Origin of the sequence: Streptomyces sp. 8K308, assembly GCF_004348315.1 — a bacterium.
Classification (GTDB): domain Bacteria; phylum Actinomycetota; class Actinomycetes; order Streptomycetales; family Streptomycetaceae; genus Streptomyces.
In genome coordinates this window covers 37,301-47,439 of the sequence record NZ_SMKC01000012.1, presented here as the reverse complement: position 1 = coordinate 47,439, position 10,139 = coordinate 37,301, and the positions used below count along the sequence as shown (strand labels likewise).

The following is a 10,139-nucleotide window of genomic DNA, read 5'->3' as shown; positions in this document are numbered from 1 at the left end:
CCATCCCGCCCTGCCCGAGCGGCCGCACGAGCCGGTAACGGCCACCGAGTGTCTGCTCTTCCACGGTCAAGTCCCCCCGACCACACGCGGTTTCGGAAAGCGGGCGCATCGTAGCCCGCGCCCAGCCGGGAGACCCCGCCCGCTCGCAACCACCGGCGTCGCGAACCTCAGTGCTCGATCAGGCCGCCGACCGGGACGGGCGCGACGTGGCCGGTGGGCGGAAGAGTCCTGGCCAGCGCGAGACCGATGTCGACAAGCGACGCCCGGCGCAGGCCGGCGACCTCCCCCACGGGGGTCCAAACCGACTCGGACGTCTCGCCGTTCGCCTCGGGCCGCGGTCGGCCGCCGGTGACGCGCACCTGGTAGAAGACGCCGACGTTCTGGTGCTCGACGCCCGCCCGCGCGGTGGCCGCGGGGATCACGCGTGAGTCCACGCCAAGCAGCCGTTCGACCACCGCGTCGTAGCCGGTCTCCTCGGCGACCTCCCGGATCACCGCGTCGAACGGATCCTCCGCGTGCTCGACCCCACCGCCTGGAAGCGTCCACAGGGTCGACCGGTGGTGGGCGAGCAACACCCGCCCCTCCTCGACGCACACGGCATAGGCCGCCAGCCGGAAACTCATCGCCCCATCATCCCCTGAGCCCGCGGCGGCGGGGCGGCCGGGCCACAGGAGCCACCCCGCCCCAGCGGGGAGCAATGCCCGAGCTCACCACCGACCGGCTCCGCGTCGACGTCCTCGCCGGCGGCTCGCCCGGCATCGACCGTGCCACGGTGGCCCGGTCGAGGGGATGACCACGGTCCTCGCCCGCGAACTGCGGGGCGGGACGTCAACGTCAACGCCGTGCCCCCCGGGGCCACCGCCACCGACCTGTTCCTCGACGGCAAGGACCAGCAGACCATCGACCGGCTCGCGGCCATGGCCCCGCTGGAACGCCTCGGCACCCCGGACGACATCGCCGGGGCCGTCGCCTTCCTCGCCTCCCCGGCCGGCCACTGGATCAACGGCCAGGTCATCCGCGCCAACGCGGCGGCATCTGACGGCCGCCCGCGCCACCACACCTTCGGAAGGAGCACCGCCATGCCGTTCGCCTCCTGGCCGAGGAGGTGACGGACGGCGGTCGGGGGAGAGGCGGCGACGTGCTGACGCCGGCCACGTTTCGGCAGCCGACCGGGGCCGACCCCGGGGCGACAGCACGGCGCGGTGAACTCCCGGAGGGAGACGGCGGTCGAGGTGGCCGATCGGTGTTCACCGCGGGGCCACCCGGCGTCGGGCGGGCGCGGGCTAGTCTCCCCGGCGACCACGGAACGGCGGGCCGCGAAGGCCGTGAACGGGGAGGCTGCGATGCGGAGTCAGGCGTCAAGGAGGGCGCTGCTTAGCGGGGCGCTCGGCGCGTCGGCGTTGCTGGCCGTCCCTGGCCTGGCCGGCGCGTCCGCCCGCACCTCGGGCGCCTTCGGGTACCCGTTCACCCTCGGCGTGGCCTCGGGTGACCCGCTGCCCGACAGCGTGGTGCTGTGGACCCGGCTCGCGCCCGACCCGCTCGACCCGGGCTCCATGCCGAGCCGGGCGGTGCCGGTGGAGTGGGAGATGGCGCACGACGAGGCGTTCCGCCGGATCGCCGCCCGGGGCACCGCCTGGGCGCGGCCCGAACTGGCGCACAGCGTGCACGTGGAGCCGCGCGGCCTGGCCCCGGACCGGTGGTACCACTTCCGATTCCGGGCCAGGAACCACATCAGCCCGGTGGGCCGGACCAGGACCGCTCCCGAGCCCTGGGCGACGCGCCCGCTGCGGTTCGCCGCGGCCAGCTGCCAGTCGTACGTCGACGGCCACTACACCGCCTACCGGCACCTGGCCGAGGAGGACGTGGACCTGGTCGCCTTCCTCGGCGACTGGATCTACGAGGACCCGGACTCCTGGTTCACCGGCGGGGTGATCCGCCCGCAGGGCGACTTCGAGCCGATGACGCTGGAGCAGTACCGGCACCGGCACGCCACCTACCGCCTCGACCCGGACCTGCGCCTCGCCTCCGCCCGGCTGCCGTTTCTGCCCACCTGGGACGACCACGAGGTCGTCAACAACTGGGCCGACATGACGGAGCCGGCCGGCCGCCCCAACCCCACGCCCGACTTCGCCGCCCGCCGCGCCGCCGCCTTCCAGGCGTACTACGAGCACCTGCCGGTCCGCCGGGCCCAGGTGCCAGCAGGCCCGGACGCGGCGATGTACCGGGGCCTGCGCTGGGGCCGCACCGCCGACCTGTTCCTGCTCGACACCCGCCAGTACCGGGACGACCAGGCGTGCGGGGACTTCAACAAGCCGGTGTGCGAGGGGTGGGACGACCCGGACCGCACGATGCTCGGCCCGGAACAGGAGCGCTGGCTGCTCGACCGGCTCGCCCGGTCCACCGCCACCTGGAAGGCCATCCCGCAACAGGTGCCCATGGGCCAGTGGGAGTTGGACAACGACCCCGCGATCCGGCGGCGCAACATGGACACCTGGGACGGCTACCCGGCCGCCCGCCAGCGGATCCTGGAGTTCATCGCCCAGCGGGACATCGACAACGTGGCGGTGCTCTCCGGCGACGTGCACTGGCACATGGCGCACGACCTCACCCTCGACTTGGAGGACCCGGACGCCAGGCCGGTCGCCGCCGACTTCGTGTGCACCTCGATCACCTCGGGCCGTAACGGCGGCGACGCGCCGACCAGCACGCTGCCCTCCAACCCGCACCTGCGGTACTCCCTCAACCGGCGCGGCTACGCTGCGACGTCGACCGGCGTACCTGGCTCACCAGCTACCGTGTCGTGCCCTACGTCACCACGCCCGGCGCTCCGCTGGAGACCCGCGCCCGCTTCGCCCTGGAGGCCGGTCGGGCGGGCCTGCAACCGGCCTGAGCCCCGGGCGGCCGTCTCAGGCCCGCGCCGGGCGCGCCGAGCGGGCGCCGGCCGCTGCCCGCTCGGCACGCGCGACGGCGCGCCGGGCCAGCCGGGCCGTGGCGGTCGCGGCGAGGGCGGCGAGCAGCGGGAGCGCCGGCGGCGCCATGAGGGAAAGCACCGCGGCGACGGCGAGCGTCGCCCAGACCGCCACGGTCAGCGGCGGGTTGCCGGCCGCGAGCAGCACGGCGTTGCGCAGCAGCGGCCGTGGCGCGTCGTCGGTGCGGGCCAGCAGCGGGAAGGCGAACGCGCCGGCCAGGGCGGTGGCCAGGGCCGGGACGGCGGCCGTGGCGAGGACCGCGGTGCGCAGCGGCGCGCCGTCCGCGCCGAGGGCGAAGGAGACGTCGACCACCGCGACGAGCGCGCCCGCGGCCAGCGCGCCGCCCACCGCGAGGCCGCGCGCCGGCCGGTGCCGGAACGCCTCCCAGAAGGTGCGGAGCACCGGCGGGCTCTCGCCGCGCGCCCAGCCGTCGGCCACCGCGCACAGGCCGGTCGTGGCGGCCGGCAGGGTCACCAGCGGCAGGCTGGCCACCGTCCACAGCAGCCCTGCCGCCACCAGGTCGGCGAGCCTGGTGAGCAGGCGGGCCAGCGGCGCCTCGGGGTTCATCGCGGCCGCCCGTCCGACGTGGGGGCGCCCGTGGACTCGCGGACGACCAGCCGGCAGGGCAGTTCCTCGAGGCCGCTGGCCGGGCGGCCGTCGATGGCGTCCATCAGGCGGAGCGCCGCCGTCCGCCCCAGCTCGGTGAGGTTCATGTCGACGGTGGTGAGCGGGGGGCGGGATGCCTCGGCCATGACCTCCCAGTTGTCGTAGCCGGCGATCGCCACCTCGGCCGGCACCCGGCGCCCGGCCTCGCGCAGCGCGTCCGCCGCGCCCCTGGCGACTTGGTCGTTGCCGCAGAACAGCGCGTCCACCTCGGGGTCGGCGCGCAGCGCCACCAGCGCCGCCTGCCGGCCCCACGCCTCGCTCCACTCGCCGAAGTAGACGCGGCCACCCGAGAGCTCGGCCCCCGCCTCGCGCAGCGCGCGCCTCGTGTGCTCGGCCCTGACGGCCGCCGCCGCGTGGTGGGCGGGGCCCGTCAGATGGGCGACGCGGCGCCGGCCCGTGGCCAGCAGGTGGTCGACGACGAGCCGGGCGCCGCCCGCGTCGTCCGGGACCAGCGACACGTCCGCCGGGTCGGTCGAAGGACCGAGCGCGTAGACCACGGGCACCGGGGACGGCAGGAGGAGCGGCGGGCGCGGGTCGGTGCGGCGGCCGGTGACGATCAGGCCGTCGATCCGGCGCTCCAACAGGGTGCGCACATAGTGCTGTTCACGGATCCGGTCGCCCCGGGTGTCGCACAGGAACACCGACATCCGGCCGGCGCCGAGCGCGTCCTCGGCGCCGAGGAGCACCGGAAGGCTGAACCGGCCCACGCTGTCCGTGGTGATCAGCCCGACCGTGAAGCTGCGCCCGGACAGCAGGCTCTGCGCCATCGCGTTGGGCCGGAAGTCGAGCTTGCGGGCGGCGTCGAGCACCCGCTCCCTGGTCTCGGGGCGCAGCCGGCCGCGCCCGTTGAGCGCCTTGGAGGCGGTGCCGGGCGAGACCCCGGCGAGCGCGGCGACGTCGCTGATAGTGACGGCCCTTGCCCCGGCCTCTCCGCGTGGCGTCACGGTCATTGGGAAACCCTTTGCCTCTTCTCGGCCCTACTCGACTTCAGGCGGCCCGGCCGCCCCGAGCCGGTCATCATGCCACGCCGGCGACCATGGGACCAGGGGTAGGAGTGGTCGAAAACGACGCGGTCCGAGGTCTTGACGGTCCTCTCCCCGCCTCCTAGCGTCAGCGGCCGGGAAAAGGGTTTCCCAACGCCGCACCCGGCGTTCGGCGCGACCCGCAAGCTCCACTGACGTCAGTTCCCACCCCGTAAACGGAGTCACGCATGACAGCCGCCCAGTCCGCCAAGACCCCAGCACCCCTCCCTGGGGGCCCGGTACGCCCGGGCCCGGCCGCGCACGCCGCGCTGCACGCCACCGCGCGGGCCACCGTGACCGCCGGCTTCTGGGCGGAACGCCGCCGGGTCAACGCGGAGGTCAGCATCCCGCAGGGGCCCGAGCGGCTCGCCGAGGCCGGCAACCTGGAGAACTTCCGGCTGGCCGCCGAGCGGGCCACCGAGGGCTTCCAGGGCGCCTTCCCCTTCCAGGACTCGGACGTCCACAAGTGGCTCGAGGCCGCCGCCTGGCAGCTCGGCGACCCGGCGACGGACGCCGAAAGCCGGGACGAACTCACCAAGCACATCCGCGAGTTCGCCGAGCTGCTGGCGGGTGCCCAGGAGGACTCCGGCTACCTCAACACTTACTACCAGGTGGCCAAGCCCGAGGTGCCGCACTTCACCGAGTTGAAGTGGGGCCACGAGCTCTACACCGCAGGCCACCTCATCCAGGCCGCCGTCGCCCACCACCGGGTCACCGGGGAGCGTGAACTCCTCGACATCGCCGTACGGTTCGCCGACCACATCGGCGACAGCTTCGGCCCCGAGGGTTCCGGCCGGCCGCACGACAGCGTCGACGGCCACCCGGAGATCGAGACCGCCCTGGTCGAACTCGCCCGGGAGACCGGCGAACCACGCTACGCCGAGCTGGCCGGCTACTTCGTCGACCGGCACGGCGGCGCCCTCGGCCTGACCGGCGACAAGGGGTTCGACCGCCCCGGCTACTTCCAGGACCACGTGCCGGTGCGCGAGGCCGCCGCCGTCACCGGACACGCCGTCCGCCAGCTCTACCTGCTGGCCGGCGCCGCCGACGTGGCCACCGAGACCGGCGACGCCGAACTCCGGGCCGCCGTCGAGCGGCTGTGGGCCGAGATGGCCGCCCGGCAGACCTACATCACCGGCGGCGTCGGCGCGCACCACACCGACGAGGCGTTCGGACAGCCCTACGAACTGCCCGCCGACCGCTCCTACTGCGAGACCTGCGCCGCCATCGCCTCCGTGCAGTTCAGCTGGCGGCTCGCGCTGCTCACCGGCGAGGCCAAGTACTCCGACCTGATCGAACGCACCCTCTACAACGGCGTGTTGTGCGGCGTCTCGCTCTCCGGCGACCGCTACCTCTACGACAACCCGCTGCACGTCCGCGACGGCCACGCCGACCAGGAGGGCGACAAGCCTCGCCGGGTGCCCTGGTTCCGCTGCGCCTGCTGCCCGCCCAACCTGATGCGGCTGCTCGCCTCGCTGCCCCACTACCTGGCCACCGCCTCGGCCGACGGCACCGCGCTCCAGGTCCACCAGTACGCCGAGGGCACCGTTTCCGCCCCGCTGACCGGCGGCCAGGTCGCGCTGCGCGTGGAGACCGACTACCCCAGGCACGGCCGGATCGCCCTCACCGTCACCGCCACGGGCGAGGCCCCCTGGACCATGGCTTTGCGCGTCCCGCACTGGTCGGCCGACGCCTGGCCCATCACCGTGAACGGCACGGAACCCGCCGACGGCGTCGCCGAGTTCGCGGACGGCTGGCTGCGCCTCGACCGGCCCTGGGCCGAGGGCGACACCGTCGTAATCGACCTCGACCTGACACCCAGGTTCACCCTGGCCGATCCCCGGGTGGACGCCGTCCGCGGCTGCGCCGCCATTGAGCGTGGCCCCCTCGTCTACTGCGTCGAGGCCCACGACCAGCCCGCGCTGCCGGACGGCAGCGGCCTCGATGACCTGGCCGTCGACCTCACCGCCGGCCTCTCCACCGTCGACCGACCCGAACTCCTCGGCGGCGTCACGGTCGTGACCGCCACCGCCCACCGCCGCCCACGCCCGGACGCCACCGCGTCCGCGCCCTGGTGGCCCTACCGCTCCGCCACTGCCGGCACCCCGGCACCGGCCGGCGATCCCCTCACCCTCACCGCCATCCCCTACTACGCCTGGGCCAACCGCGACAACCGCGCCATGCGCGTCTTCCTGCCCACCGCCGGATAGCCGGCGGCGCGGCGCGGGCGGCCCGCCCGACAACGCCCCATGACCCGCGAGGTGCCCGTGCCGACGATCCCGACCACCCGACCACGGAAGACCGGTCCATCCGCCGGGCCGCCCAGCCGCCGCGCGCTCCTGCGCGGCCTGGGCGGCGCGGCCCTGGCCGCGCCGCTGGCCTCCTGCGGCTTTCTGCCGGCCGACCGCTCCGACACGCTGACCTTCATGTTCTGGGGGTCGATCCAGGAGGAGGCAGGCGTCCGAGCCGTCAGCGAGAACTTCTCCCGCCAGCCAGGTGGCCGCGAGGTGGATCCGGAACTGGTCAGCCACTTCAGCTACCAGACCAAGATGAACACCCTGATCGCCGCCCGCCAGGAGCCCGACATCGCCTACCTCCAGATGGGCATGTCCATGCGCCTGGGGGAGGGTGGGCTGCTGGTCAACATGCTCGACCACCGAGACCGCTTCCCGCAGCTCGACGACTTCCTGCCGGAGGCCGTGCACTACTGGAACGATGAGGCAGCCGTCTTCCAGACGGCCATCGAGGTCATGAGCATCTGGTACAACACCGAGCTGTTCGACGCCGCCGGCCTGCCGGCGCCACCGAGTCGCTCCCCGGACGCCTGGACCTGGGACGAGTTCGTGGCCACCGCCGAGCGCCTCACCCTCGACCACGAGGGCCGCCGTCCCACCGAGCCCGGCTTCGACCCGGACCAGGTGCGGCAGTTCGGCACCCTCGCGCCGACCTGGTCGTCCGTGCCGCTCTACGCCCTGCTGCGCGGCAACGGCGCGGACCTCTTCGACGAGGCAGGCACTCGCTGCGTGGTCGACTCGGCCGCCGCCGTCGAGGTCTTCACCGCCGTCTCCGACCTGATCTACGAGCACCGGGTCGCGCCGAGCCCCACCGAGCTGGCCTCCTTCAACTCGGGGCTCTCGCTGATGCTCCGCTCGGGCCGGGTCGCCATGGCCATCGACGGCTACTGGAACCTGCTCGACCTATCCGCCGCCGACTTCCCCTACGGCGTGGGCGTCATGCCCCGCTTCGGCGACGAGCCGCTGACCACCATCACCTCGGGCGCCACCGGCGTCTTCCGGCGCGGCCGCCACCAGGAGCAGGCCGTCGAGTTCTACCTGCAGATGGCCGACCCCGAGCTCTGCCCGCTCTACGCCCAGGGCCTGTGGATGCCGCTGCAACGCCGCTACTACACCGACCCCGACCTCCTCGCGCTGTGGAGCGACACCGACATCCACCCGCCCAACTTCGTGGACAGCGTCGTCGAGCCACTCCTCAACCACGCCGTGCAGGAGCCCACCTACCGGATCAGGGAGAGCGCCCAGGTGTTCTCCCGGCTCGACCCCGCGCTCGACCCGATCTGGCTCGGCCACGTGCGCGGCAGGGACGAGATAGCCCGCCACCTGCGCGCCGTCACCGAGCGCGTCACTCCCTACCTCCAGGGGGTCTACCCGGACGTGCGGAGGGAGGCGTGATGGCCGCGACCACCGCCAGGGGCGGGCTCGCCCGCATGGAACAGCGCTGGGGCGTGGCCCTGGCGCTCCCCGCGATCGTCGGCTTCCTGCTGTTCACGGCCGGCCCGATGCTCGCCTCGTTCGTCGTCTCCCTCACCGACTGGACCATCGGCGGCAAGACCAACTGGGTCGGTCTCGACAACTACCGGGTGATGTTCGGCGACGACGACCTCTTCTGGAAGTCGCTGCGCGTCACCCTCTACTACACCCTGCTCGCCGTGCCGCTCGGCCTGGCCGTGGGCTTCGTCGTGGCGCTGCTCCTCAACCGCGACGTCCGTGGCCGTGGCGTGTTCCGCGTGCTGTACTACCTGCCCGTGCTGGTGCCGAGCGTCGCCAGCGCCGTGCTGTGGACCTGGATCTACAACCCCGACTTCGGCCTGCTCAACCAGCTGCTGCGCGGCGCGGGGCTCCCCACCGGACAGTGGATCTACGATTCGTCATCCGCCGTGCCATCGCTGGCCATCATGTCCGCCTGGGGCTTCGGCAACGCGGCCGTCATCTTCCTGGCCGGCCTCCAGGGCGTGCCGCGCCACCTCCACGAGGCCATCGAGGTTGACGGCGGCGGCGCCTGGGCCAGGTTCCGCTTCGTCACGCTGCCGATGATGACCCCGACCATCTTCTACAACCTCGTGATGAGCCTGATCGCCACCTTCCAGGTCTTCAACGAGGCCTATGTGATGACCTCCGGCGGCCCGGACAACGCCACCCTCTTCTACAACTTCTACCTCTACCGCACCGCCTTCACCGAGGGCCGCCTCGGCTACGCGAGCGCCCTCGCCTGGGTGCTGTTCCTGCTGGTGGTGGTGGCCACCTCGCTGGTGTTCCGCTCGGCCCGCCGCTGGGTCTACTACGAGACGGGAGACGGCCGATGACCACGACGACCGTGTCGACGCGCCGGCGGCGCCGGCCGGCGGCCCGCGCCCTGCTGTACGCCGTACTGTGTGGCGGGGCCCTGGTGACCCTCTTCCCCTTCGTCTGGCTGGTGCGCAGCGCGCTGATGGAGGACGGGCAGATCTTCACCGCCCCGCCCGAGTGGCTGCCAGACCCCTTCGCCTGGGGTAACTTCACCGGCGCCCTCACGGCCCGCCCCTTCGGCCGCTACTTCCTCAACACCCTCACCATCGAGGCCGTGGTGGTGCCCGGGGTGCTGCTGGTCGGCGCGCTGTCGGCGTTCACCTTCGCGCGGCTGCGCTGGCGCGGCCGGAACGTGGTGTTCGCCGTGCTGCTCAGCGGCCTCATGCTGCCCTACACGGTGACCCTGGTGCCGACCTTCATCGGCTGGCAGCAACTCGGCCTGGTCAACACCTATGTGCCGCTCACCCTGCCCGCCTGGCTCGGCGCCGGCCAGATCGGTTCGATCTTCCTGATGCGGCAGTTCTTCCTCTCCATCCCGCGCGAGCTGGACGACGCCGCCTACATGGACGGGGCACGACCGCTGACCGTCTTCTGGCGGATCGTGCTGCCGCTGTCCAAGCCGGTGCTGATCGTGGTCGGCGTGTTCACCTTCATCGGGGTGTGGAACGACTTCCTCAACCCGCTGATCTACCTGGCCGACAGCAACCGCTACACCCTCGCCCTCGGCCTGGCCGCCTTCCAGGGCGTCTACACCGCGCAGTGGGGCTATCTGATGGCCGCCTCAACGGTGGTCATCGCCCCCGTCATCGCGATGTTCTTCCTGGCCCAGCGGCAGATCCTGGAGGGCATCACGCTCACCGGGCTCAAGGGCTGAGCCGCCGGCCGGGCGCCCCTCGGCG

The 10,139-nt window shown here is 73.2% G+C and carries 6 protein-coding genes and 2 pseudogenes; 6 read left to right on the top strand and 2 right to left on the bottom strand.

Annotation, left to right across the window (positions count from 1 at the left end; translation table 11 throughout):
* Window positions 1–167 precede the first annotated feature (167 nt).
* Window positions 168–623 (bottom strand): NUDIX domain-containing protein, encoded by a 456-nt coding sequence (locus E1265_RS03785; protein WP_132928760.1) that lies wholly within the window; start codon window positions 621–623, stop codon window positions 168–170.
* A gap of 151 nt (window positions 624–774) precedes the next feature.
* Between E1265_RS03785 and E1265_RS03780 the strand changes: the two are divergent.
* Window positions 775–1,025: pseudogene (locus E1265_RS03780) on the top strand (SDR family oxidoreductase); the annotation flags it as partial.
* Between the two features lie 318 nt (window positions 1,026–1,343).
* Window positions 1,344–2,705, top strand: a pseudogene (locus tag E1265_RS03775) (alkaline phosphatase D family protein); the annotation flags it as partial.
* Window positions 2,706–3,532: 827 nt separating this feature from the next.
* Here E1265_RS03775 and E1265_RS03765 read toward each other — a convergent pair.
* A complete protein-coding gene (locus tag E1265_RS03765) occupies window positions 3,533–4,585 on the bottom strand; it encodes a LacI family DNA-binding transcriptional regulator (protein ID WP_132928758.1) in 1,053 nt (350 codons plus the stop codon).
* Between the two features lie 260 nt (window positions 4,586–4,845).
* On the opposite strand from E1265_RS03765, the gene E1265_RS03760 reads away from it, so the two are divergent.
* Genes E1265_RS03760 through E1265_RS03745 form a run of 4 tightly spaced genes read left to right on the top strand, consistent with a single transcriptional unit; the run spans window position 4,846 to window position 10,114 of the window.
* Window positions 4,846–6,867: a beta-L-arabinofuranosidase domain-containing protein gene (locus E1265_RS03760; RefSeq protein ID WP_132928757.1), complete on the top strand. Its 2,022-nt coding sequence runs from the start codon at window positions 4,846–4,848 to the stop codon at window positions 6,865–6,867.
* Window positions 6,868–6,906: 39 nt separating this feature from the next.
* Window positions 6,907–8,346, top strand: coding sequence for an extracellular solute-binding protein (locus E1265_RS03755; protein WP_132928756.1), 1,440 nt, complete (start codon window positions 6,907–6,909; stop codon window positions 8,344–8,346).
* Entirely contained in the window at window positions 8,346–9,257 is a 912-nt protein-coding gene (locus E1265_RS03750) for a sugar ABC transporter permease (RefSeq protein ID WP_132928755.1), read from the top strand. Before E1265_RS03755 ends, E1265_RS03750 begins: the two co-directional genes overlap by 1 nt.
* A complete protein-coding gene (locus tag E1265_RS03745) occupies window positions 9,254–10,114 on the top strand; it encodes a carbohydrate ABC transporter permease (protein ID WP_132928754.1) in 861 nt (286 codons plus the stop codon). Before E1265_RS03750 ends, E1265_RS03745 begins: the two co-directional genes overlap by 4 nt.
* Window positions 10,115–10,139: the final 25 nt, after the last annotated feature.

Excerpts from the sequence above, each read along its gene's own strand:
- E1265_RS03785 (WP_132928760.1), bottom strand. The coding sequence starts at position 623 with ATGAGTTTCCGGCTGGCGGCCTATGCCGTGTGCGTCGAGGAGGGGCGG.
- E1265_RS03765 (WP_132928758.1), bottom strand. The coding sequence starts at position 4,585 with ATGACCGTGACGCCACGCGGAGAGGCCGGGGCAAGGGCCGTCACTATC.
- E1265_RS03760 (WP_132928757.1), top strand. The coding sequence starts at position 4,846 with ATGACAGCCGCCCAGTCCGCCAAGACCCCAGCACCCCTCCCTGGGGGC.
- E1265_RS03755 (WP_132928756.1), top strand. The coding sequence starts at position 6,907 with ATGACCCGCGAGGTGCCCGTGCCGACGATCCCGACCACCCGACCACGG.
- E1265_RS03750 (WP_132928755.1), top strand. The coding sequence starts at position 8,346 with ATGGCCGCGACCACCGCCAGGGGCGGGCTCGCCCGCATGGAACAGCGC.
- E1265_RS03745 (WP_132928754.1), top strand. The coding sequence starts at position 9,254 with ATGACCACGACGACCGTGTCGACGCGCCGGCGGCGCCGGCCGGCGGCC.